The sequence below is a fragment of the Nitrospirillum pindoramense genome, assembly GCF_007827955.1.
In the GTDB taxonomy this organism is placed as follows: domain Bacteria; phylum Pseudomonadota; class Alphaproteobacteria; order Azospirillales; family Azospirillaceae; genus Nitrospirillum; species Nitrospirillum amazonense_B.
This window is the reverse complement of sequence record NZ_VITR01000001.1, coordinates 174,570-198,564: the sequence shown is the minus strand read 5'-3', so window position 1 is coordinate 198,564 and position 23,995 is coordinate 174,570. Positions and strand designations below refer to the sequence as shown.

At 63.9% G+C, this 23,995-nt stretch carries 20 protein-coding genes and 1 CRISPR repeat array (1 of these 21 running past the window's edge); of the genes, 8 read left to right on the top strand and 12 right to left on the bottom strand.

Translation table 11 applies throughout. The features are described from left to right. Positions 1-63: 63 nt before the first annotated feature. From FBZ90_RS00815 to FBZ90_RS00805, 3 genes are read right to left on the bottom strand one after another with little or no spacing between them, the layout of a single operon-like run. Positions 64-438: a hypothetical protein gene (locus tag FBZ90_RS00815; RefSeq protein WP_145729069.1), complete on the bottom strand. Its 375-nt coding sequence runs from the start codon at positions 436-438 to the stop codon at positions 64-66. 44 nt (positions 439-482) lie between these two features. Beyond that, positions 483-2,069 (bottom strand): hypothetical protein, encoded by a 1,587-nt coding sequence (locus tag FBZ90_RS00810; RefSeq protein WP_145729068.1) that lies wholly within the window; start codon positions 2,067-2,069, stop codon positions 483-485. A gap of 43 nt (positions 2,070-2,112) precedes the next feature. Then, positions 2,113-2,469 (bottom strand): hypothetical protein, encoded by a 357-nt coding sequence (locus FBZ90_RS00805; protein ID WP_145729066.1) that lies wholly within the window; start codon positions 2,467-2,469, stop codon positions 2,113-2,115. 826 nt (positions 2,470-3,295) lie between these two features. On the opposite strand from FBZ90_RS00805, the gene FBZ90_RS00800 reads away from it, so the two are divergent. Together FBZ90_RS00800 and FBZ90_RS00795 are read left to right on the top strand one after the other, a co-directional pair. Further along, on the top strand, positions 3,296-3,742 hold the full coding sequence (locus tag FBZ90_RS00800) for a Ros/MucR family transcriptional regulator (protein WP_145729064.1): 447 nt from the start codon (positions 3,296-3,298) through the stop codon (positions 3,740-3,742). A 116-nt stretch (positions 3,743-3,858) separates the two neighbouring features. Further along, complete coding sequence (locus tag FBZ90_RS00795; protein ID WP_145729062.1) at positions 3,859-4,515, top strand: AbiU2 domain-containing protein; 657 nt, start codon at positions 3,859-3,861, stop codon at positions 4,513-4,515. Between the two features lie 37 nt (positions 4,516-4,552). On the opposite strand, the gene FBZ90_RS00790 is transcribed toward FBZ90_RS00795, so the two are convergent. Further along, a complete protein-coding gene (locus FBZ90_RS00790; RefSeq protein WP_211101863.1) occupies positions 4,553-4,792 on the bottom strand; it encodes a helix-turn-helix domain-containing protein in 240 nt (79 codons plus the stop codon). Positions 4,793-5,307: 515 nt separating this feature from the next. On the opposite strand from FBZ90_RS00790, the gene FBZ90_RS00785 reads away from it, so the two are divergent. Next, on the top strand, positions 5,308-5,664 hold the full coding sequence (locus FBZ90_RS00785; protein ID WP_145729060.1) for a hypothetical protein: 357 nt from the start codon (positions 5,308-5,310) through the stop codon (positions 5,662-5,664). Between the two features lie 232 nt (positions 5,665-5,896). Here FBZ90_RS00785 and FBZ90_RS00780 read toward each other — a convergent pair whose 3' ends face one another. Together FBZ90_RS00780 and FBZ90_RS00775 are read right to left on the bottom strand one after the other, a co-directional pair. After that, positions 5,897-6,985 (bottom strand): hypothetical protein, encoded by a 1,089-nt coding sequence (locus FBZ90_RS00780; protein ID WP_186455528.1) that lies wholly within the window; start codon positions 6,983-6,985, stop codon positions 5,897-5,899. 58 nt (positions 6,986-7,043) lie between these two features. Further along, positions 7,044-7,748, bottom strand: coding sequence for an SOS response-associated peptidase (locus FBZ90_RS00775; RefSeq protein ID WP_145729056.1), 705 nt, complete (start codon positions 7,746-7,748; stop codon positions 7,044-7,046). 257 nt (positions 7,749-8,005) lie between these two features. Here FBZ90_RS00775 and FBZ90_RS00770 point away from each other — a divergent pair, with 257 nt between their 5' ends. Both FBZ90_RS00770 and FBZ90_RS00765 read left to right on the top strand, forming a co-directional pair. Further along, positions 8,006-10,072 carry an ATP-dependent helicase gene (locus FBZ90_RS00770; protein WP_246130082.1) on the top strand — a complete coding sequence of 689 codons (2,067 nt, stop codon included), beginning with the start codon at positions 8,006-8,008 and terminating at the stop codon, positions 10,070-10,072. 62 nt (positions 10,073-10,134) lie between these two features. After that, positions 10,135-10,980, top strand: a complete 846-nt coding sequence (locus FBZ90_RS00765) for a hypothetical protein (protein WP_145729053.1) — start codon at positions 10,135-10,137, stop codon at positions 10,978-10,980. A gap of 25 nt (positions 10,981-11,005) precedes the next feature. Here the strand turns inward: FBZ90_RS00765 and FBZ90_RS00760 are convergent, their stop codons facing one another. The 4 genes from FBZ90_RS00760 to FBZ90_RS00745 all read right to left on the bottom strand — a co-directional run bounded on the left by FBZ90_RS00760 (position 11,006) and on the right by FBZ90_RS00745 (position 16,684). Next, positions 11,006-14,230: an error-prone DNA polymerase gene (locus FBZ90_RS00760; RefSeq protein WP_145729051.1), complete on the bottom strand. Its 3,225-nt coding sequence runs from the start codon at positions 14,228-14,230 to the stop codon at positions 11,006-11,008. After that, complete coding sequence (locus tag FBZ90_RS00755) at positions 14,227-15,714, bottom strand: DUF6504 family protein (RefSeq protein ID WP_145729050.1); 1,488 nt, start codon at positions 15,712-15,714, stop codon at positions 14,227-14,229. The genes FBZ90_RS00760 and FBZ90_RS00755 overlap by 4 nt, the downstream gene beginning before the upstream one ends. Beyond that, positions 15,650-16,375, bottom strand: a complete 726-nt coding sequence (locus tag FBZ90_RS00750; RefSeq protein ID WP_186455527.1) for an ImuA family protein — start codon at positions 16,373-16,375, stop codon at positions 15,650-15,652. The genes FBZ90_RS00755 and FBZ90_RS00750 overlap by 65 nt, the downstream gene beginning before the upstream one ends. 84 nt (positions 16,376-16,459) lie before the next feature. Next, positions 16,460-16,684 carry a hypothetical protein gene (locus FBZ90_RS00745; protein ID WP_145729044.1) on the bottom strand — a complete coding sequence of 75 codons (225 nt, stop codon included), beginning with the start codon at positions 16,682-16,684 and terminating at the stop codon, positions 16,460-16,462. A 210-nt stretch (positions 16,685-16,894) separates the two neighbouring features. Here FBZ90_RS00745 and FBZ90_RS00740 point away from each other — a divergent pair, with 210 nt between their 5' ends. Further along, positions 16,895-17,743 carry a hypothetical protein gene (locus tag FBZ90_RS00740; protein ID WP_145729042.1) on the top strand — a complete coding sequence of 283 codons (849 nt, stop codon included), beginning with the start codon at positions 16,895-16,897 and terminating at the stop codon, positions 17,741-17,743. Here FBZ90_RS00740 and FBZ90_RS00735 read toward each other — a convergent pair. Both FBZ90_RS00735 and FBZ90_RS00730 read right to left on the bottom strand, forming a co-directional pair. Then, positions 17,724-17,987, bottom strand: a complete 264-nt coding sequence (locus FBZ90_RS00735) for a hypothetical protein (protein ID WP_145729040.1) — start codon at positions 17,985-17,987, stop codon at positions 17,724-17,726. The two genes, FBZ90_RS00740 and FBZ90_RS00735, sit on opposite strands and share 20 nt — an antisense overlap. Next, a complete protein-coding gene (locus tag FBZ90_RS00730) occupies positions 17,984-18,754 on the bottom strand; it encodes a hypothetical protein (RefSeq protein WP_145729037.1) in 771 nt (256 codons plus the stop codon). Before FBZ90_RS00730 ends, FBZ90_RS00735 begins: the two co-directional genes overlap by 4 nt. Positions 18,755-19,036: 282 nt before the next feature. On the opposite strand from FBZ90_RS00730, the gene FBZ90_RS00725 reads away from it, so the two are divergent. Beyond that, positions 19,037-20,293, top strand: a complete 1,257-nt coding sequence (locus FBZ90_RS00725; protein WP_145729035.1) for a YiiX/YebB-like N1pC/P60 family cysteine hydrolase — start codon at positions 19,037-19,039, stop codon at positions 20,291-20,293. A 602-nt stretch (positions 20,294-20,895) separates the two neighbouring features. Continuing rightward, positions 20,896-22,449: an AAA family ATPase gene (locus tag FBZ90_RS00720; RefSeq protein ID WP_186455526.1), complete on the top strand. Its 1,554-nt coding sequence runs from the start codon at positions 20,896-20,898 to the stop codon at positions 22,447-22,449. 271 nt (positions 22,450-22,720) lie between these two features. Then, positions 22,721-23,995: a CRISPR direct-repeat array (repeat unit 32 nt; unit sequence GTTTCAATCCGCGCCCTCGCACGGAGGGCGGC) (it continues 1,094 nt past the right edge of the window).

Sequence of the window (23,995 nt, the reverse complement as noted above, 5' to 3'; positions counted from 1 at the left end):
CTTCTGGGACACTGTTTCCCGGTGGCTGGTGGGTGTCCCGCTTGGGTACACCCTGCTGGGACGTCAGGCGGCCGACGTGGTCCGCGCCCAGCGCCCGCCCTTCACGGCGACACTGGCAGCGGCGGCGGCCACGGCCAGGAGGCCCAGGGCCAGGCCGAAACTCCGGTCGTGGTCCCGCTGATCCAGCCATCCCGCCATGAGGGCGGAACTCTGCCGGGCCTGCTGATCGTGCAGGCCGGCGAGGTCGGCGAGGGTGTAGCCGGCGGCCGTCGGCCTGGTGGTGAGGGTGGTCACCTCCGTAGAGGCAGAGATGACGGCGGCCATGTCGCGGGACATGGCGTCGCTGGCCTGGCTGGCCAGGGTGGAGCAGTAGCCGGCCCCGGCCAGGGTGGTAATGGCGACCAGGGAGGCGATGACGCGGATGGGGTGGGTGCTCATGGGGGGCCTCCAGGGGGTTGGGGGGTAGATGTCAGGCGGCAGCCTTACTCGGTATAGGGCGAGCGCGGCCCGCACTCGCCGTTCAGGAGCCGGCTGAGACCGGGCAGAGAGGTGGCAGGCTCGGTGGCAGCCGGAGCGCTCGCTGCCAGAGTCTCGGCCTCCGCTGCAGTCGCCGCCCGCCATTCGACGCGGACGACGTACTGCTCCCAAAACTGGGACGAGTAGAACGAATCGACCTCATCGTCCCCGCCGGTCGAAACGAACCACGAGCGGGACACGTCAGTGACGACCACAACCTCGCCCCCGTCGCGCCAGACCTGACCGACCTTGGGGGCAGTGGCAGCCAACGCGATGCTGTAGCCGGTACGGGTACGGGGAGGCTCCGCCCGGCGCTTCGCGATTTCCGATTCAGTAGCGGGGCGGCTGTAGGCGTAGCAGTAGGTCCAGCCGGTCTCGCGGTCGACCCACGATGCACCGAAACTCTCGACCACGCGGTCCCCGAAGAGGCTGGACACACATTCGCCGATTTTGATACGCCCGACCCGGGTTTTGATCCGGCTCAGGCGGCGGAGTTCCTGTTCCTTGGCGGCAGCGGCCCTCCTCTCCTCAGCAGCGGCGGCAGCCAGTTCAGCGGCGGCGGCGGCCTTTTCGGCAGCGGCAACCGCGGCGACCTCGACCGTGGAGACGCGCTCCAGGAGCGCGGGCAGGTCGACACCAGTCGCGTGACGAAGGGCAATCACGAACCCGGGAATTGTAAGGTCAGCCCGAAATCCCGCCGCCTTGAGAATTCCAGCGGCCTGTTGACTGTGAGGAAAAGCGACTCGCACTTCGCCGTTGACGACGGAGATTTTGAGCAGCGGGTATTCGGGCAGGTCGATCGTATGCGATGCGATCTCGGCTCTGAGCGCGGCGACCTTGGTCAGGGCCTTGGAGACGCTATTGGCGTGATGGCTGAGGATAGCGAAATAGCCAGCATCATCGACGCTGTCCCCATCATCCCAACGCATGCCGCGAACCGCGCGGAGGATCGCGGCCGCCTCGTCCGAGCCCGGCCATGGGATGCGAATTTCAGAACCGACCACCTGGACCGGCAGGCCGGGGACCTCCGGCAAATTGATGGCGCCAGCCTGGGCTTTTTTCTCAGCAGTCACGGCTCGTTTGATCCGGGCGGTCAACTGCTCGGATTTCTCGAACGGTACTAGGAACCTGCCGTTCCCTGCATATTTCCCGATGCTCTTAATCGAGGCGCCGGCGGCCCACGAGGGGGTCACGTTGTAGCCCCACTCGGAGCGGGAATGAGTCACGTTGTACGCGTCAGTGTGGTCCCCCTCGCGAATGCCGCCGCGGTCACCAGCGATAATCAGCGCGTCGAACCGGTCGACCAGCTCGGCCAGGTTGCCGCGGACGTAGAAACGACTGTCCGCCGACTCGGAAATGTGGAATCCCAATTTTGTGGCCTCCTCCCACAGGATCGGCGCAAACGCCATGGCGCGCGGAGGGACGAGGAAAACTTTTTTCGACTCCTCATAGGCCGATTTCCCAACCAGCAACCCCGAGGGCCGGAGACCGAGAATAACGGAGCCGTCATAGCTGGTACCGGTGGTGATCAAGGTCTGTTTCGGTTTGTCCATGATTTATGATTCCCTCTTGGACTGAGTCGATGGGTGGCGGGGATCAGCCAAGCGCCTGAGCGCTGTCGGCGATGGCCTGGAGCCGCAGATACGCGGCCTCGGCCGGCATGACCTCCAGGTCCAGGAGGAGGACGGACGCCGCCTGGATTTCGATGGGGGTGGCCGTCGTGTAGCGCTCGCCGCTCCAGTCGGTTTCCGTGACCAGTAGCACCGCCCGGCCGCCCTCATCGGCCAGCTCCGCCTGCAGCCCGGCGGCGACGGCACGCGGGCGCATGGAGTGAGCTGGACAGGGGTAAAATCGGGTGCGGGCAATGATGGTGGGGTGATGTGGCGGCGCGTCGCCAATAATAGCGGGCGACGTGGTGCGCACAGGTGTGGAGAGCGCAGACAAACTAGCCATTTTTGATGACCTCGTCTTACGTAGTGTGGGGATCGTGTTTCGCTGTATTTTGTTCTGAGACAAATATGGGGCGGTTTTGTTTGCCGTTCAAGGAAAAAATGCATCGCATTGCATTTTTCTGTTGCAATCCGTTTGGGGCTTTATTTGGGAGTGATTCGTCCTGGCCGGAAAATGGCCCCAGAACGCAAAAAGCGGGCCCTCAGGACGCGGGAAAAACCCCGGACGAGCCGGGACCTGTTTTGGCCGGCCGACACGACGTAGGACCACAAGAATGGCCTAATTTGAGGGGGGCTCCCGGACCTCTCCTAAAGGATAGGGTGGGCCCCGCTCACCCGATGGGCGGGCGCGGTGGGGTGACGGCTATGGGGCCCGCCCGAGGGCGGGCCCGCGCCTGCGGCGCGGTGAAGCGACCGGGAGGAAGGGATGGGGGAGCGGGGGGTTGCCTTATATATAGAGAAGGGCGGCGGAGGCCCGTCAGGGCCGTAGCGCGCCCGGGGTGAACCCAATTCCCCCAACTCCTCCCCCCGGTCGCTCCCGCGCCCTCCAGGGCGCGCCCCTGAGCAAGCCAACCTCCCCCTCCCCGCCCCGGGCCCAGTTCACCAACTGGCGCCGCCCACCCGTCTCTGTCGGCGCCGCAGGCGCCCTCGCGCCGGGAGGCGCGTCCTACAGGACAAGCTGGACTCCCCCCTCCACTTTCACAAAAATTCCGCCCTAATCCTTCCCTGCAAACCAATTTCCACCATTGATTATCCCAGCGCTCCAGCTAATCTACTCCCTGATCGGGCAATAAAACGGCCCGCTATTCTCCACATCAGGACCGTCCATCATGTCCGATATTTCCAATATCCAGACGACCGCCGACATCGTCGCCGCCTATGTCTCCAACAACCTGATTCGCGCGGAAGAGCTGGCCTCTCTCATCCAGGCCACCTACGCCACCGTCACCGGCCTGGGCCAGGCCGCCCCGGCCGCCGCGGCGGAGCCGGAGAAGCTCACCCCAGCCGTGCCGATCCGCCGGTCGGTCACCCCTGAGTACATCGTGTGCCTGGAAGACGGCCGGAAGCTGAAGATGCTGAAGCGCCACCTGCGCACCGCGTACAACCTGACGCCGGACGAGTACCGCGCGCGGTGGGGCCTGCCGGCGGATTATCCGATGGTGGCGCCGGCCTACGCTGAGAAGCGCAGCGGGCTGGCCAAGTCGATTGGGTTGGGGAAGGCCACGCGGGGTGGGGGAGAAGGCAAGCCAGCGAAGGCGGGGAAGAAGGCGGCGTAAGGCGCCCTTCATCACAGCCGGGTTAGAGTCTCGGTAGGCCCCGCAAGGTGAGCTTGTGGGGCTTTCTGCGCCGGCGCCGCCGGAAACCCATCGTACATCCAAGCCGGGCAGAATCGATGAGCGGTGTCGCGCAACAGGATGTCGAGGAGTTCAAGGGCATGTGCGTCTCGGCACGTGCGACATTCCTCCATTTCGAAATCCTATTCCCCCCGGATGCCGGTTCGCGACGAGCCTTGCTGGCCAGGGTCGCGCCCATATTTTTCGATGACCTGAACCTTCTGCTCCTGCATGCGATTGTCCTGCACGTATGTCGCTTGACCGATCCCCAGGGCAAAGGGAATCGGGTCAACCTGACTGTGGAGTATCTGTCCAAGAATGCCGATTTCGGAACCGACACGGCGACCGCCGCCCGTGTCGCCGTCCTGGAAAGCAGCATGTCGGCGTTCCGAAGCAAGATCGAACCCGCCCGGAACAAGTTCATCAGCCATGTCGACAGGGCTGCTGTCCATGATGGGAAGAACCTGGGCGCCGCGACCGATGGCGAATGGCGTCAGTTCTGGAACGATTTGGAGGAGTTCCTGCAGCACCTCAGCCGCCGGTACATCGACCCTGACGATCATTTCCGGCTGGGCGAAATCCACGGGATGACGGATGCCGATCAACTGGTGAAGGCGCTATGGGAGAGCCTGGCGCTCAAGGAGATCATGGCCGACCCCCGGATAGGCGACACGGCGGTTCAAATGGTCCTGGATTCTCCTTGGCGGAATACCTGACCACGCGGGGTATGAAGCTGGGCAGGGTCGAGGTGGGTCAGTAGCGGCCGACGGAATCCAGCAGTTCGCCCGGATCTAGGCCGATGGCCCGGCAGTACCTTACGTACTGCACGACGTTGAGACGGACTTCGCCTAATTCGTATTTGGAAACAATGTTCTGGCGCACGCCGAGCCGCTGCGCGACATCCTCCTGAGTGACGCCGGCCGCCCGGCGCCTCGCCACCAGCTTAGCCAGCAGTTCGCCGTAGTCGGCCCGGAAATCTTCCCGCGAACCCAACGCTGCCTCCGCATAGATCTCGGAGGGGGGTAGGCCACGATCACGTTAACTCCAAATAAGAGTACTCCATATAGGAGTTGTGCGGTAAATAGGTTTCCAGAACCTCAACTATCGGCTGCTCATACTGATGAGCTGCCCCTCAGCACAACGGAGCGATCATGGCAGGATTCCGAGTAGAACAGACCGCGAATGGACGTGACTTTCATGTGGAGCCCGCGGGCATCGCGTTCATAGTCTGGGTAACTCTGAGCGGCGCCGCGATAATCGCAGTTCTGTTCGCGCGCACCTTCCTGGAGAATTTTCTGCGGATCGTGCATATGTACAGCGTAGAACTCGTTGATCCGCAGGTCGAACGGTCCGAGGAGCGCGGTTTTTTGTGGGGTTTATTCCACGCCATACCAGATCAGTACGCCATTTTCTGGGAAGTTCTCTTTCTATTGGCCGTGGGGATGGCTTGGTACTGCGTCCGTCACCTCCGCAATCAATCCAGGCTGCGGCGGCCGGTGATGTTCACGGTGACCAGGTCCGCCATCGTCGCCCAGGGTAAAGTCTACCCCCTGGCCGACATCGCCGAGCTGGACGTGCAGGTTCCTGGGATACCGGGAGCACTCTACAGTGCGGGGCCGTCCGTGGTTGCCGGCGGCAGCGGGGAGATGGGCGCCGTAGTACTGTCGAGCAGCCTGGCGGCCGCGACGACGCTCAGGACGACCGTCGCCGTAGCCGGGGCCATGCGGGGCATCGAGAACGCCAGGTCGCTGTCGCTGAACCTCCGGCTGAGGGGCCAGGACAAGCCGGTGGTCCTGGCGCAGGGCCTGACGGCTGGGCCGGCCCAGGCGCTGCTGGAGGCCGTGGTAGACGCGACGAAGGGGTAGGCCGTGAAGTAGAGATACCAAGCGCTCTTGTCAACGGGTTGGCATTAAGGGATGTGCGACCTTTATATCCTTCCGTAACGACGTCCCCAAGCGATCAAAGGGGGGAAAATGAGGTATCTCGAACTGCCGTCTGATGACACTTCTTCAGAATTCGACTGTGCGAAGACGGCGAATCTGCGCACAGTCTTATTTATATTGTTTATTGGCGATATTGATATTTCTTACCATGTATCTATTGCTGCGAATAACGCCGCCACACGTGAGATGATGTAGTGTGTAGACGCTTCCATAACCATTCATTGTTGAAGAATATTGGTGAGCCGGCAATCTGCGTGACTGGTCGATGGGCGACTTCCAATCCTTTTACGTCTTCATCTTCGGAAATTATTTTATCGATATTTCTTGTATATAAACTTGCCGCCCCCCGCCCCCTCAGTTCAGAAATTACCTCTTTGGCTAAAGAATTTTGCTTTGCTCTGAGATATTGAATATATTCCCTTCGCGATGGTGGCTGATTTATAAGGCTCTCTTCTCTTAGAGCATTAACAAATACGGATTGAACCGTGAAATATGCTTCGTGAAAACAATACATAAAAGGTCCATCAACCGTAATCGGGAGCAATCTAATTTGGTATCTTACGTCATGATGCAACAAATAATCTAAACTCTCTGTACCGAGAGGAAATATCGCTGCGCCAAGACCTGGTCCATATTCAATATCATTAAAATCAGACTTCACTGTAAAAGCAACCCACTTCGCATCCTCTTTGCTTCCGATAAAGAAGTCGGTCTTAAATAAAGAAGAAAGACAATCTGGACATGGGTTTATTCTTGATCGGCCATAGCAAGATCGCAAAATATCTGTACTAAATTGGTGACTAACCCTATTATAGTCTATTATCACGGGACTTGTACCAAAATATCTTTCGAAGTCCTTTTCTACCTTATTTTTCTCGCTAGATCTCCCGTTAATTCTCAGAAAAACTGCGGATATATCTCCTGAAATATTGAATACTCCATCCATAAAATTTTGAACCTCTGGATAAATTACTTCATCCTTATCAGAAATAGCCTTGAAAAACAGATACTCTAAACACACACCTGGCAGCCCTTGATGCCACCTATTCGTCTTATTGAAATTCAATGCCGCAGCCAACTGACTGAGAGACAACAAGTCTCGGTCGTATTTTAGTTGATTCAAGACTTTATCAGATACACTGTCCTGAACGGCCTCCAGTATATACGCCATGAAATGCCATTTTGCCTCATGGGAATTATATACTTGGACATTTTGTTTGGCGATATCGAATGTGAATTCCACATTTGCCATATTCCATGTGCCCCATATAGCGAATAGATTCTCCAGTCACGAGACAAATCTATTTTCGTTGCGAAGTGATACTTTTTAACAACTCAATATCATCATTTCTCACATTCCCCACCCGCTTGTCCACCGGCCACACCCGCATTCCCTCCACCGGCGCCGGCTTCAGTAGCGCCTGCAGTTCCTCAACGCTGGCCTCCACCTCCCCCAACCAGGCCGGCCAGTGGTCCGGCGCCAGGATCACTGGCATGCGGTTGTGGACAGGCGCTGTCAGTGGGTTGGCCTCCGTCGTGATGATGGAAAAGGTGTGGATCCACTCGCCGCCCTCGCCGCTGGCCGGGTCCTTCCACCCTTCCCAGAGGCCGGCGAATGCCATGGGGTCGGCGCCCTCCTCATACCCGATGGCGTAGGGTTGCTTGGACTTGTCAGGCAGCGCCTTCCACTCGAAATAGCTGTCGGCCGGCACCAAGCAACGCCGCTTCTTGAAGGCTGACCGAAAGCTGGCCAGCGTGGCGACCGTCTCCCCCCGGGCATTGATGCATTTGGCGGCCCCGGACATGTCCTTCGCCCAGACCGGCACCAGCCCCCAGCGCAGAAGGTCGAGGGTGCGCTTTCCGGTGTCTGGGTGGCGGCGGACGACCGGGCCCTGGGCGGTGGGCGGGAAGTTGTACCTGGGTGCGAAATTGATGAGGTCGTTCGTCGTGGCGAACAGGCGGCGGATCGCCTCCGGGGCGCTGGTGATGGAGTAGCGGCCGCACATGGTGGTTCTCCCGCCTAGGTTGGAGACAGGATGGCGGACGAGGGAGCGACGGGCAAGCCCGGGCCGATGTCCTGCCATGTCGGCGATCGGCCGGTGGCGGGGCGGGCGACCGGGAGAGGGAGCTGGGGAGACGTGGGCTGGCCTGACCGCCCTTCGGCGCCTGGTGGCGCCTCCGGCAGCCCTATCGCATCGGGCATGGGCAGCCCGGCGACGGACCGGGACTTGCGAACAAAACGGGAATGGTGTCATTTAGGCGGGTGACCCAATCCACCGCGCCCTCCACCGAAACCTGCCACCTGGACGAGTTGAACGCCGACCAGCGGCGGGCGGCCGAGCACGGGCCCGGCCCCTTGCTGGTGATCGCCGGCGCGGGCTCAGGCAAGACCAAGACCATCGTCCACCGCGTCGTGCGCCTGATCGAGACGGGCGTGGACCCGCGCCGCATCCTGCTGCTGACTTTCTCCCGGCGCGCCGCAGCCGAGATCGCCCGGCGGGTGGAGCAGATGGCCGCCCGTCTGATGGGGCAGCAGTCCATTGTCGTGGCCGACGCGCTGGCCGGGTCCGGCACCTTCCACGCGGTGGGCGCCCGCCTGCTGCGCGAGTTCGCGGAGGAGATCGGGCTGGACCCGTCGTTCACTATTCACGACCGCGAGGATTCCGCCGACCTCATGAACATCGCCCGGCACGAGCTGGGCTATGACAAGACCGAGACCCGCTTCCCCACCAAGGGGGCGTGCCTGGCGATATATTCCCGCGTGGTGAACGCGGAGGCCAACATCAAGGACGTGCTGGCCCGCGCCTTCCCCCAGTACCTGGGCTGGGTGGACGAGTTGCCTAAGCTGTTCGGCGCCTATGTGGAGTCCAAGCAGGCCCAGGGCGTGCTGGATTACGACGACCTGCTGCTCTACTGGGCACGCATGATGGAGGAACCGTCCTTCGCCGCGGCCATCGCCGAACGCTACGACCATATCCTGGTGGACGAGTACCAGGACACCAACCTCCTGCAGGCCACCATCCTGAAGGCGCTGAAGCCCGACGGGCGGGGCCTGGCGGTGGTGGGCGACGACGCGCAGTCCATCTACGCCTTTCGCGCCGCCACGGTGCGCAACATCCTGGATTTCCCCGGCGGCTTCGATCCGCCGGCCACGGTGGTGACCCTGGCGCGCAACTACCGGTCCACCCAGCCCATCCTCAGCGCCGCCAACGCCGTCATCGGCCTGGCGCCCGAACGCTTCACCAAGGACCTGTGGACGGAGCGGAAGTCCGGCGACCTCCCCCGCCTGGTCACCGTCCCGGACGAGACCGCGCAGGCCCACTACGTCGCTGACAAGATCCTGGAGGGACGCGAGGCCGGTACGCCCCTGATCAGCCAGGCCGTGCTGTTCCGCACCGCCCACCACAGCGGCCCGCTGGAGGTGGAAATGGTCCGGCGCAACATCCCCTTCCGTAAGTTCGGCGGGCTGAAGTTCCTGGACGCCGCCCACGTGCGCGATGTGCTGGCGGTGCTGCGCTGGGTGCAGAACCCGCGCGACCGGCTGGCCGGCTTCCGCGCGCTGCAGCTCATGCGGGGCGTCGGGCCGAAGGCAGCGGCGTCCGTGCTGGATCTCACCGCCGGATTCACCGGCATGGCCGGCCTGGAGGGACATGTGCCCCCGGCCCGCGCGGCGGAGGACTGGCCGGCGTTCCTGGAACTGGTCGGGCGGCTGTCGGGGCATGGCGCCGGGTGGCCCACCGATATGGAGCTGGTGCGGACGTGGTACGAACCACACCTGGAGCGCCTGCACGAGGATGCGCAGCCCCGCCTGGCCGACCTGCGCCAACTGGAACAGATCGCCGCCGGGTTCGCGTCGCGTGAGCAGTTCCTGACCGACCTGACCCTGGACCCGCCCGACGCGGTCAGCGACGAGGCGGGCGTGCCCCGGCGCGATGACGACTACGTGATCCTGTCTACCATCCACTCGGCCAAGGGCCAGGAGTACAAGCGGGTGTTCGTGCTGAACGCCGTGGACGGTTGCATCCCGTCCGACCTCGGCGTGGGCTGCAGCGACGACCTGGAAGAGGAGCGGCGCCTGCTGTACGTCGCCATGACGCGGGCCAAGGATAGCCTGCACCTGGTGATGCCGCATCGCTTCTACGTGACGCAGCAGGCCAAGGCTGGCGACCGGCACCTGTTCGCCGCACGCACCCGGTTCATCCCCAAGGCCATCCTGCCCCTGTTCGAGAGCCGCGCCTGGGCCCCTGCCCCGCCGCCGGATGCCGCGCCGAAGCCCCGGCCGGCAGGGAAGGTGGACTTGGGGGCGAAGATGCGGGGCATGTGGCGCTGATCTGCGGCTTGCGAAACTACCGGCGAACGAGGCTTGGCCCCATGGAAACGTGCGAAGCGTGGATGGAACGGAAGCTGCTGGCGGCGAACCACCTGCTCCACAGCCTCGGTTTCGGATATTACGAGGAAGCGGCGCTCGTGGTCTGCTCTGGGATTTCCGCAGCTGCCAACTTCTACTGGGTCGAGTCGGCGCGCACGGACAAACTGCGTTTCTCCGAGATTCTATATCGTGCGAAGCAGCATGCGGGGGAAACGATCGAGCCTGATCCGACCAGGATCAGCATATCGGCGCTGAAAAGGCGTTTCCCAGAAATCCAGGGCCTGTTCCCCGACACCTGCAAGCCCCTGACGATGGTGGAGGCCGACGATCTCTCCGAAGACGAGGTATTGGCCAGGTTAAGGGCCGCCGGCCGCAATAAGGAGGACGGAACGGAATTCACTTTCTACGACGTGAGGGCGCAATCCTACGCCAACCTTCTGTACGTCAAGGTGCGATGCGGGCTCGTCCATGAGGGCGCGGTCGCGAATGAAGCCAGCGCGGACAATGAGTTCCTCAGCATGCCCGGGCGCCTGAACAGCCGTACCGTCCGATACGTCAGCGCGTTTCAGGTCATGCTGGATGAAGACGATGAAGAGACGGGCGAGCCGAAGCACATCCGCCAGATCCATTTCCCAATGCCGTGGCTGTGCGACATGGCCCGGGCCTGCGCCCGCTTCGTCGACGCCGAGCGGGAAGAACGGGGCCTCCCATTCTGGAACAACCTGCGGCAGCCTTGGCCCGTCGAACCATGGCTGGAGGTGGGTAGGCCCAAGAGGAAGGAGAAGCCCAAGTGCAAATGCGCCGACGGCGCCGCGACCGGGGGGAAGGATGGGGAAGTGGCGGGTTCACCCAGCCGCCCCAGCGCCTGACGGCGCTGTCCGCGGCCTCTTCGCATCAGCGGAAGTTCCGCCCCTCCCCGTAGATGAGGCGCAGGCTGCCCGGCTCCGCCCGCTTCACCTCGTCCGCCCGGGCCAGCGGCGGCTCCAGGGGCACGTCCCCGTCCAGGGTGGTCAGGTTCCGCAGCACGTCGCCGAGGTCCACCAGGCGGTCGGCGATGACGTGGATCACCTCCCCTTCCCGCTGTAGGCGACCGTGAACGCCTAACAGGGCGGCCGTCAGCACCTCCCGCCGCTGCCGGGCGAACAGGGCTGGCCAGATGATGACATTGGCGATACCGGTCTCATCCTCCAGCGTGGCGAAGATGACCCCGCTGGCCGTGCCCGGCTGCTGGCGGACCAGCACCAGGCCAGCAACGGAGACCCGCCGGTTGTTGGGCGTGGCGGCCAGACTGACCGCCGGAATCATGCCCAGGGCGGCGAGCTGGGGCCGCAGCAGGGTACAGGGGTGGCCCTTGAGGGAAAGGCTCAGCGACCGATAGTCCTCGCGGATGGCCTCGCCCAGCGGCATGCTGGGAAGCAGGGCAAGGGGTTCCTCGCCGAATTCTGCGGGCGGGCGGTTGTCGCCGAGGAGGGAACCGGCCTCGGCGGCGGCGAACAGCGGCAGCGGGACGTCGCCCAGGCGCTTCGCCTCCCACAGGGCCCGTCGGCGGTCCAGGCCCATGGACATGAAGGCGTCGGCACCGGCCAGCCGTTCCAGCACCGCCACCGGCACGCCGGCGCGCCGCCAGACATCGCGCAGGGTGGCGTAGCCGTCGCCGCGGGCCATGGCGATGCGGACGGCGTCGGCCTCCCGCAGGCCCTTGACCTCCCGCAGGCCTAGGCGCACGGCCGGACCGTTGCGCCCTTCCTCCAGAGTGCAGTCCCAGTCCGACCGGTTCACGTCGACGGGCCGCACGTCCACCCCGTGTTCCCGCGCGTCGCGCACGATCGTGGCCGTGGCGTAGAAGCCCATGGGCTGGCTGTTCAGCAGGGCGCAGGCGAAGATTGCTGGATGCCGGTGCTTCATCCAGGCGGAGGCGTAGGCCAGCAAGGCGAAGCTGGCCGCGTGGCTTTCCGGAAAGCCGTAGGAACCGAACCCTTCGAGTTGCTGGAAACAGCGCTCGGCGAAATCCGGCTGGTAGCCGCGGCGGATCATGCCGCCGACGAAGCGGTCCCTGAACGCCTCGATCTCCCCATGCTTCTTGAAGGTGGCCATGGCCTTGCGGAGCCGGTCCGCCTCTTCCGGCGTGAAGCCGGCCGCCACGATGGCGATCCGCATGGCCTGCTCCTGGAACAAGGGCACGCCCAGGGTCTTCACGAGCACGGCGCGCAGTTCCTCCGTGGGGAACTCCACGGCCTCCAGGCCCTGGCGTCGGCGCAGATACGGGTGGACCATGTCGCCTTGGATGGGGCCGGGCCGGATGATCGCGACCTCCACCACCAGGTCGTAGAAGACGCGCGGCCGCAGGCGCGGCAGCATGGTCATCTGCGCGCGGGACTCGATCTGGAACACGCCGACCGTATCGGCCTTGCAGATCATGTCGTACGTACCCGGGTCTTCCGCCGGCACATCAGCCAGGCCGAAGGGCCGGCCCAGGCGGTGGGACAGCAGCTCGAACCCCTTGCGGAGGCACGACAGCATGCCCAGCGCCAGGATGTCGATTTTCAGGAGGCCAAGGGCGTCCAGGTCGTCCTTATCCCATTCGATGACCGTGCGGTCCTCCATGGCCGCGTTCTCGACGGGGACCATCTCGTCCAGCCGCCCGCGGGTGATGACGAAGCCGCCGACGTGCTGGCTGAGATGACGGGGGAATCCGCGCAGGTCCTGGGCCAAGTCGATGGCCAGGGCCAGCGTGGGATCGGTGCCGTCCAGGCCGGCAACCTCGGCCGTCTCGCCGCCCAGCCCGTTGCCCCGGCCCCAGGTGGCCTTGGCCAGGGCGCCGATGGTGTCGGGGGTGAGCCCCAGCACCTTTCCGACTTCGCGGATGGCCAGCTTGGACCGGTAGGTGATCACCGTCGCGGCCAGGCCGGCGCGCTCCCGGCCGTAACGGGCGTAGATGTACTGGATCACCTCCTCCCGCCGCTCATGCTCGAAGTCGACGTCGATGTCCGGCGGCTCATCCCGGGCGGCTGAGACGAAGCGCTCGAACAGGAGGTCGTGCTTGGTCGGGTCCACCGCCGTGATGCCCAGGCAGTAGCAGATGGCGGAGTTGGCGGCTGAGCCCCGTCCCTGGCAGAGGATGCCCCGGCCGCGGGCGAACAGGACGATGTCGTGGACGGTCAGGAAATACGGGGCGTAGTTCAGCTGGGCCACCAGGTCGAACTCGTGCTCGATTGCGGACACGACCTTGGCCGGCACGCCCTGCGGGTACCGCTCCGCTGCCCCGGCCCAGGTGCGCCGGACCAACTCGCGTTGGGGCGTGCTGCCGGCCGGCACGGGCTCGGCCGGGTATTCGTACCGCAGCTCGTCCAGGCTGAAGGTGCAGCGGGCCGCGATCTCCGCCGCGCCGGCCACGGCGTCCGGCCTAGCGGCGAACAGGCGGGCAATGTCCTCCGGCGCCTTCAGGTAGCGCTCGCCATGGGGCAGCAGCCGCTTGCCGGCGTCGGCCAGAGTGCAGCCCAGGCGGATGCAGGTCACGACGTCGTGCAGGACGTGCCGGCCAGGGTGGTGGTAGAGGGCGTCGTTGGTCGCCATCAGGGGCACGCCGAGGCCGTCGGCCAAGTCGCCCAGCCGCATCAGCCTGGCACGGTCGTAGCCGCGGTAGAGGGGTGACACTGCGAGGTAGGCCCGGTCGGCGAACCTCTCTTTCAGCCGGGCCAGTTCGCCGCGGAACCGGTCCAGCCTGGCCGAGGTGGACCGCCCCTCCGGCGCCAGCGACACCACCACCTGGCCCTCGCCATGGTCGGCCAGGTCCGCCAGGGACAACGCGCAGTTCCCCTTGGTCGTCCGGCGCTTTCCCAGGGTGAGCAGCCGCGACAACCGGCCGTAGGCGGCCCTGTCCGTGGGGTACACCAGCACCGGCGGCGCATCGGTCAGGTCCAGGCGGGTGCCCACCACCAGGCGGATGCGGGCGCTTCGGCAGGCGACGTGCATCCGGACGACGCCTGCCAGGGTGGCGCGGTCGGCGATACCGATAGCCTGGTAGCCCAGGGCGGTGGCGGCCAGGGCGAATTCGCCGGGGTCAGACCCCGACTGCAGGAAGGAGTAGTTGGTGGTGACCTGCAGCTCGGCGAAGGTCATGCGAACCACCCGTGCATGAACCAGGTCTCGGCGGCCTGGAACAGCCAGAACCGCCGCCCGTCGACCATCTGCATACGCCAGTAGTCACGCTGCGTCGGCGCCTCGCCGTGCCACCACTCGCCCCGCAGGCGCTCCGGCCCCTCCAGGCGGGCCACTAGGTAGCGGTCGCCCCGCCACCGGAAAGCCGCCGGCGCCCCGCTCGGCAGGACGCTGGACACGTCCACCGGTTCCGGCCGGGGTAGCAGCAGAACCGGCCGCGGAGCGTCGGACGCCCATTCGTCGGCGGAGGACACCGGGCCATCGACCGTGCCACGCCGCACCGCCCGCTCAGGCACGTGTGTGTTCACGGGCCGGGGCTGGCCCATGCGCGCCGGGCCGACGCGGTTGGCCACCCGGTCCACCAGGGCCTCCAGTTCGGTCCCGCCGGCGCCACCCTCCAAGCCCGCCTGCTCCGGCGCCATCGCGTCGACGGAAACGGCCTCCAGCACCATGGCCTCGATTCCGAAGCCGGGGTCGACCTGGCTGAACTTCTCCCCGAATAGTCGCAGCAGGTGCCCCGCGCACCGCATCGGCCGGCCGATGCCTATGGCCATCCGCTGGGACGTGGCGTCCGTGCGGATGAAACCGAGGTCGAGCTGGCGCGCGCCCTTGCCGTCCCGGGCCAGGCGGCCACCCATCTCCCGCAGCAGGTGCAGGGCCGCCGCGTCGATATCCTCCCGCCGGCTGATCGGCTCGGCGAAGGGCATGCGGACGATGTAGGGCGCCTGCGGCCGTACCGGCGTCATGGGCTCCGGCGCGTCGCCCGTGAGCTGGTCGAGCCGGCGGAGAGGTTCCAGGCCGTACCGTGCCGCGAGGGGCGCACGCGGCAGGCGGGCCAGTTCCTCCACGCGGCGGATGCCCACCCGCGACAGGTCGTCGACCAGACGGTCGGACAGGCGGAGGGCCGACAGGGGTAGGCGCCACAGGGCGTCACGGGCGGCCTGGCCGTCGGGCAGGATGGGGCCGCCGCCGGCCGTGGTGTGGAAGCGCGCCCAGGCCCATGCGGCGGCGGGGGTGGACGCCGCGGCGGAGAGAGCGCTGATCCCCGCCTTTGCCAGGCGCCGGTCGAGGTCGCCCAGCAGCCCGGGCTCGCCGCCGAAGAGGTGGGCGCAGCCGGTGATGTCCAGCAGCAGGCCATCGGCGCCGTCCAGCGCGACCAGGGGGGTGAACCGGGTGGCCCAGTCGGCCAGGGTGGCCTGGGCCGCCGCGTCGCCGACGGGGTCGGCCGGGATGGCCTGGAGGGTCGGGACCACCGCCTGGGCGTCGGCCAGGGTAATGCCCGGGCGCAGCCCCTGCCGGGCGGCCAGCGTGTCGACGGCCTGCAGGCGGACTCCACCCTGCCCGGCCGCCGTGGTCACCAGCGGCCGGTCGGACGGGGCGTCATTCCGCCGCCGCCACAGGTCGGTGGGCCAACGGCCCAGCCAGATCGAGACGTAGCGCCTCATCGTCCCATTCCAGGTCCCAGTTGCCGGCGCCGCCACCACGGCAGCGCAGGAGGTCGACGGTCCAGCAGGGTCGCCCCAGTCCGTCGGAGGCGGGGTCGTCCGGTGCGGCGGCCACGCGCCAGCGCGTCATGGCCACGGACGGCGGGGGGCGGGCCGTCGGCGGCAGCAGCATCAGCCCGAGGGTGTCGCCCGCCTCGGCCGCGAGCTGGAGCCGGCGGCATTGGGTCGGGCTGGGAAGGAGGCCGTCCCCCACCGCGGCGGCCAGGCGGCGGCAGCGCAACGCCTCCTCCATCACCCAGAGGGCGTCCTCGTCGGTGCGGGGATAGACCTGCAGGAGCCGGCCCGGGAGGAGGCCGAAGCCGGCGATGCCCGGCGCGTAGAGGGCGGCGTTGGCTGGGCCCGGCGCCCGGCACCACAGGATGCGACCGTCGGATTCGGGCAGCCGGCCCAGGAGGGCGGCGACGAAACCGTGCCCCGCCCCGCAATGCCGGCCGGGGAGGACCTCATGGATACCGCCACAGACCAGGCCGCCTGCCGGCAGGGCGCCGTCGATGGCAGGCACGCCGGTGGCGACAGGCGGCCGGCCGCCCATCGGACGGGTCCGGTCGAGAGCGGAAAGCTGGGCGCGCAGGGCGGTGATGGCGGCGGCATGGTCGGTCATGACCCAATTCCATGTTCCGCTTTTGTTCTAAGTCAAGCCCGGCCTATGGTTAATAGGGATGGGCTGAACGGAAGCATAGGGGAATCAAGCCGCGGCGCCGGAGAGGGAAGGCAGCCAAGGGTCCCGTCCGACGATCTCGACTGCCGCGCAGTGCAGGCCGGGGGCGGCGGGATCGGACGACTCGGTGAAGCGGGAGGTCACGCGGACACGGGTGCCGTACAGGTGGGCCAGGTCGGCGACGAGGAGGGAGACCTGATCGGGCTCGGCGGCGGTGATGAGGAGCGAGGTGGGGATGGCAGAGGGGGTCATGGCAGCCTCCGGGATGGGGGTGGAGGCAAAGGATGTTCACGTTATGTTCCGAAGGTCAACTGAGTCTTTGGGGGCGGGAGGTCGGTTCCGCGAGTTTATGATCGAATACATTCGCCGCCATGTACGTTAGTCTCATTCATATTTTCTACTCGATGTGACAGCTACACTGTGACACCATCCCGCAATAGATATGTTAGAATAGGACTAAATATGGCACCTCTCCCCCCTACCAGCTTAACAACAAAATCGGTCCATGATATATCTGAGGCAGCTCGTGCCAAATTCAGAGACGCTATTCGACCAATTTACGGCATCAATGACAAAGGAGATCCTGATCACATAGGATCTTCTATTCTTATATTCCTAGACGGGAAACATTATCTCCTAACGGCGGCTCACGTTATTGATCACAATCAAAGAACAAGCCTTTATCTAGGCGCAGACGGTTTCACCGAACTCGAATTTGAAGTATTAATGACGTCAAAACCAGAAGATGATCGAACCAAAGATCATAACGATTTTGCCATAGCGGAACTCAACCACACCTATGTTTCTAAATTGTCGACAGCAAAATTTATAACAGAAAATGAAATTAACTTCTCTGATGATGCATCCGAAAGTCGGCTTTATGCCTGCATTGGTTTTCCAAATTCGAAGAACAAAATAAGTAGACACAAGACAACATCCATCATACCAAAAATAGGATTGTATTCAGGAATCGGAAAACCAACGTCAATACTACATAACATTGCGAATGTGGATGATCACATTCTCGTTGGCCACAATTCAAAACGATCTCGCGATGGAGAAAGTGGAAAAATAGTAAACTCTATCGGACTTTCCGGATTTAGCGGCGGGGCTATTATTGATATCGGACCAAAGACCGCTGCAGCAAGTTCTTCCGACGTCACATTCGGCCCGAAGCTGACAGCACTACTTATAGAAAAACACGACGCGGAAGGGGTCATCCTCGGCACTCGACTAACAACAATTTGTCGTACCATGCAGCCTGCCCAACAGGCACCAGCCGCCGACAGCGCTACGGCAGAACCGGCGTAACGACCGCCAGAATCACGGCCAGTACCCCGAAGCCCGCCCAGCACAGCGCGGAGATGAAGGGCCACCGGCGGGCCGCCGCCGCCAGGATGATGCCGGCCGGGAAGCACAGGTTCTTCCACGACCTGAAGGCCCGGTCCGCGTCCATGGGGAACATGGCGAACGCCGCCAGGTAGGCAACAAACCCCGCCACCCAGAGGAACGCGATGGCGGCGTTGCGGGGCGAGGTCTTGGTGATGGCGGTCATGGGATGGCCATGTTGCGGCGGATCATCTCTTCCTTGTACGTCTGCTTGCGGTCGGCGAAGTGGTCGTGCCCGGACGAGATGATCCACGAGATCGTGCCGCTCCCCATCGCCACAGGCAAGATGGCTTCGCTGGACATGGCCTTGCCCACGTTCTCCAGCCACCGCGGCAGGGACCAGGCCATGCGCTGGGCGACCTCACGCGCCACCGGCGGGCCGCCCGTGGCACCGGCGAACACGAAGCCGCCCCGGCCGAAGGACTTGGCCATCTTCTCGGAGATGCCATAGGCCGCGAGCAGCTCGGCGTCGCTCAGCAGGGCGGGGAAGTCCTCCGGACGCTCCACCGCCTGGTTCACGCGCGCCATGAGCATCGCCGCCATGAAGCCGCCCTTCCCGGGACCGTAGGCGGCCAGCAGGCGGGAACGGATGCGCGACAGGAGCGCCGACAGGCTGCCGGCATCCAGGCGGCGGACGGCCAACATCTCCGTCATGAGCTGCTGGCTGACGGGGTCCGCGTAGTCCACCCGGCGGCCGGCGGGCGCGTCGAACTCAAACTCTAGGAACTGCAGCTTGGGGGCGTCCAGGCGCCAGAACTGCACCAGGCTGACGCCATTGGGCAGCCTGGCGACCGGGAAGCTGGACCGGTCCACCGGATGCCTGGTGGCGTCCATGACGATCTGGTGGGCGCCGTCCTGGAGTTGGCGGTCGAGTTCAGCCTCCGCCGCCTGCCGCGCCGCACTGTCCGTGGTGGTGGCCGCCATCGCGCTCATGATGGGGGTGACCTGGCTCCCGATGGTGATGGGAGGGAGGTAGGTGGAGTGGTGGAGGCGGCAAGGGGTTACGCCACCTGGGGAGGCTGAAGGTCGGACGACAATCAGCGTGTAACCCGATACGAGGATCCGGTCGAATGCCGACTTGCAGTCAATTGGCTCCGATCTTAAAACACAAGCGTCGGCCATCGATGAAGTTTTGTGCGCAAAATATACGCACGAAACATCTATAGTAGAATAACAACCAAGCCTTCTGGCCCCAATATTCTTAAAGGATACACGATGAAACGAATTGATTTTTCCAACCTAAAGCCCGGCGATATAATACTAACCGCAAGCAATACCGCGACTGGCCGCTTAATACGATTAACGACAAAAGGCACTGTTTCACATGCCATGATCTATGTTCAGACAGGTTCCATCATCGACTCAACGTCGGAAGGCGTACAATCAAGAAATCTGCAACGGATGATTTTCGACGAAAAAGAGAATTTCTACGTTTTCCGGACCAAGACACCGTTGACAGATCTGCAGGTTCGACAGGTCATTGATTTCGCCCGATCCCAGATAGGCGTCAGATATTCCAAAATGGAAGCTGCAAGGACGTTCTGGACACGACGCAAGTCTCGCAGCAATCGCCAATTCTGTTCCCGGCTTGTCGCAACTTCGTATGCGAAGACTGGGATCCAGATCGTTCCGAACGAAGACTACTGCTCTCCCGAAGATCTAAGGCGCAGCTCGTTACTCTTCGAGCTGGAGCATATCGAGGAAAAATTGACTGAACAAGAAGCGACTGTATGGCTCAATCGTCCAGACCCAAACGATCGAATGAGGCAGACGCACAACTATATACTAAGTGCCTCACGGGAACTCGACACATCCATAGAGGACTTCACAAGTCTCACACAATATTTAGTAAATCATCCGGAATCGGACGACATAGTCGCAAAAATCTATACCGATTCTGGATATCTGGAACTCTACAAGCCAGAGTACTTTGACTCCATCGCCCACTTCGACATAGGAATTCTTGAGTCGAGCACGAATACCAAGACCATCGAAGAAATACGGACGTATTGCATCCAAACAATCAAGGAGGGCTACACAGGAAACCTTCGCTTTGCCACCACACTGGCGGAATATAAAAGGATCCAAGCCCGCCACAGGAGGAAGACCTTTAATCTACTGATCAACCTCTACGAAGAACTGGTCAAACTGGACCAGGTTCGGCGGGAAACAGCGTTGCAGTGGCTTCGAAGCCATTTCCCTGCAGATGCCGCAACTCACCTTGAGACAATCATCCCGCATTCCGAGATTTGGCTGTCCATTGTGGAGCAAGTCGAACCGAACCTCCATGCGCTGGCAAAGAGAACGATCGCAGCCGGGGATATAGGCGGCTGTTCGACCTGCGGCGACCCGGCCCGAGATTACCGGCTTGTCAACAATGCGGAGGCGATGCCTGGCGTCCCGTCACTGCGGCTCTGTGACGATTGCGTCGGAATCCGACGGGGTTACGGGGAAATCCTCGAACCGTTCTGAAGCTGCCCCGATAGTCATGGGTCGCCATCACTCCTGCCCCTTCCCCTGGCTGTCACCCCAGCGGCGCTGTCGGGCTGATGAGAAGCGGAGTTGACGGAGACACGTCAGCAAAGTCTTAACGGAGGTCACCTTGAGGGGTAATGATGTGAACCGGCGCCGAAAAGGAGCCCCAGGCTTGCTCGCCCTCAATGGCCTGGTAAATTAGCGGAAATTGTATTGAGGGCAGGGTCCCGACCAGCGCCGATCGAGACCCTGTTCTTCTGTCGCTTTCTTCAACTATTTCAGTACGTTGCCAGGCTTTTCCCAGGGGACCCACTTCGATGCCGGTTCACATCCGTCCTGTTTTCCGAGTCCTGTGCCAGTTTACGGCGACACTTGAACCGGCTCACGGCGATGACGAGGAGCCATCTCCCGCCGAACACGCCGGAACGCACGGCTACGATTATGATGATGACATTGGATATTATCCAACCGCGCCCACGTCGCCTGGACCTACTCACCCCCGATGGGCTTGGCTGGCGTGCACTGGTGAGGGGCCTCAAGGGCAGCGGGAAACGGACGAAAACAACGTCCTCTCAGCCCTGGCAGAAGGCAGGGCCGTCATGGCTGTCACTGCGGCGGATACCCACTTGCCACCGTGCCTGCAGATAGGGGCCGACCATCGCCTCACCCTCGATCGCATCGACAGCTCTGCACTGGCCCAGGCAGCGCTGTTGCTGGATGGGGCACTGCCGACAGCAACGATCCGCGACGACCTGTGCCGCTTTCTCACGCCAGCTGACATCCGGTTCGCATGCCGGCCAGGGGAAGACGGCGATCGTTGGATTGCACGGCTCGCAGCGCTGGCGTCGGCAAAGGCAACGACCAAGAAGGGCCCTACGTTGGCCGATCTTTACGGAATGGAGGAAGCCGCTGATTGGGGCTCAAACCTCATCCAGGACTTGAAGGATTTCGCCGCCGGCCGCCTGTCCTGGCAGGAGGTCGATCGGGGGTGCCTCCTCCTCGGCCCGCCGGGGACAGGCAAAACCACCTATGCGCAAGCCTTGGCGCGGTCGGCGGGCCTGCCCCTGGTCACCGCCTCGCACGGCTTATGGCAAGCGGCTGGACATCAGGGGCAGATGCTGGCGGCCATGCGCGCCACATTCGAGCAGGCACGCGCCCTGTCGCCATGCATCCTGTTCGTTGATGAGATTGATGCCTTTCCTGACCGGTCATCTCTCAAGGGACAGCACCGCGAATATACCCACCAGGTGGTGAACGCCCTGCTCGAGTTGATGGATGGCACCTTCAGCCGGCCAGGCGTCGTGATGGTGGCGGCATCCAACAGCCGCCGGATCGATCCCGCGCTCATCCGTCCAGGTCGACTGGAAAGGGTTATCGGGGTGCCTCTTCCCAGCGATGCGGCGCTGGCCCGCATCCTCCGGCACCACCTGGGTCCCGACCATCTCGCGGGTGTCGACCTCCATCCTTTCGTCGCGGGCATGGCCGCGTCGGGCGCTGACTGTGAATTTTGGGCCCGCGGTGCCAAGCGCCAAGCTCGGCGGGCAAAACGTCCGATGCACATCGAAGATCTGCTGGCACAGATCCCCCAGCGTCCTGAACCTGCCCCCGACCTGCGCCATCGGATCGCAATCCACGAGGCCGGTCACGCCATTGTGGCGGCACTCGAAATGCCTGGCCAGATGAAGCTGGCCAAGCTGCACAGGGAGGGATCGGGTGTGCTACTGGCCTCGGTCAACGCAAACACCGAGCCCGAGATCCGCGCCCATATCCGGATCCTGCTCGCCGGCCGCGCGGCGGAGGAGCTGGCTCTGGGGTCTATCGGCATGGGGTCCGGCGGCCCGTCATACAGTGACCTGGCCCGCGCCACGGGCTTGGCTGCGGAAATGATCATCGCCCATGGCTTCGGCGACAAGCTGATCTGGAGTGGCGACGCCAGGGCGTGGGGCGGCGCCACCCTGGCAAGCGTCCTGATGGCGGACTCCGGCCTAGCGACCCAAGTGGAGTGCGTGGTAACCGGCGAATATAAGAGCGTCCTGGAGTTGTTGCGATCTCTCGGCCCGATCCTCAACGAGGTAGCGGAATTGCTGCAGCGACATGGAACCCTTAGTGGCCAGGTGGTCGAGGAACTCGTCGCTGCGATGGGCCACAGCTGATCAAGTGTGCCTTCCCCCAACTCGCCACATGCCCCGCTGCTCCACCATAGAGGGTCGTTTGGATCTTGAGATGTCGATTAGCCGCCGTAGTCCGAAGCCAGGGATCGATGGGGCTTCGGACTGCGGCGACAGAGCGCATGTTTCAATCCACGCCCCCGCACGGAGGGCGACCTGGCGACCGCCTGCAGGCTCCGCTTGATGAAGTCGTTTCAATCCGCGCCCCGCACGGAGGGCGACCTAGGAGGCTCAGAACAGACCCTTTTGCCCCATGGTTTCAATCCGCGCCCCCGCACGGAGGGAGACCAGCACCTCGCCCGCGCCGAAGGCCGAACCTGTAAGGTTTCAATCCGCGCGCCCACACGGAGGGCGACTCAGCGCGACCAATACGACCACGTACCTTTCACTGTTTCAATCCGCGCCCTCGCACGGAGGGCGGCTGCGGCCTGAACCGCCATCAATCGGATGATCGGTATGTTTCAATCCGCGCCCTCGCACGGAGGGCGGCGCGGCCACGTCGGTGATTTCGGCAAGGGTGTCCTTGTTTCAATCCGCGCCCTCGCACGGAGGGCGGCGACCGCTGACGCCAGCGGTGTCAATTTCGTGCTGCAGTTTCAATCCGCGCCCTCGCACGGAGGGCGGCCTGGGCCCCATGCAACGGACCTTCAACGAATTCACGGTTTCAATCCGCGCCCTCGCACGGAGGGCGGCGCGTGGGTGGCGGCGGCTGGCGCTGGGACGGCGAGGTTTCAATCCGCGCCCTCGCACGGAGGGCGGCGGCATTACGCGCCGTGACGGTGCCGGACTGCGTGTTTCAATCCGCGCCCTCGCACGGAGGGCGGCATGGAACCGACGTCACCGCCTTAGCCAACTACTGGTTTCAATCCGCGCCCTCGCACGGAGGGCGGCGCACCTGGCCGGCCGCGACGATGGCGCCGGTCTCGTTTCAATCCGCGCCCTCGCACGGAGGGCGGCATCAGCGGCGATATCCACGAGGAGCTGGCCAGGACGTTTCAATCCGCGCCCTCGCACGGAGGGCGGCGCCGGCTCGGCCGAAAGCGGCATGGACTGGGTCAAGTTTCAATCCGCGCCCTCGCACGGAGGGCGGCACCTGCCCCTGGTGGCGGCAAGCGCGGGGGCGGCCCCGGTTTCAATCCGCGCCCTCGCACGGAGGGCGGCCTGGGCCTACTACGGCGGGGATCGCGGCTACATGGTTTCAATCCGAGCCCTCGCACGGAGGGCGGCAGTTGTAGGAGGTGCCGCGGGTCTTCTGCAGGACGTTTCAATCCGCGCCCTCGCACGGAGGGCGGCTTGATTTTCAGGACATTCCCAGTCCCGGCGGTGTCGTTTCAATCCGCGCCCTCGCACGGAGGGCGGCGCGCTTTCGGGGCACGGCGGCGGTGGGGATGGCCAGGTTTCAATCCGCGCCCTCGCACGGAGGGCGGCGCGCTTTCGGGGCACGGCGGCGGTGGGGATGGCCAGGTTTCAATCCGCGCCCTCGCACGGAGGGCGGCGATGGCGTTATGGCTGCTATTCTAGCCCGTGGATG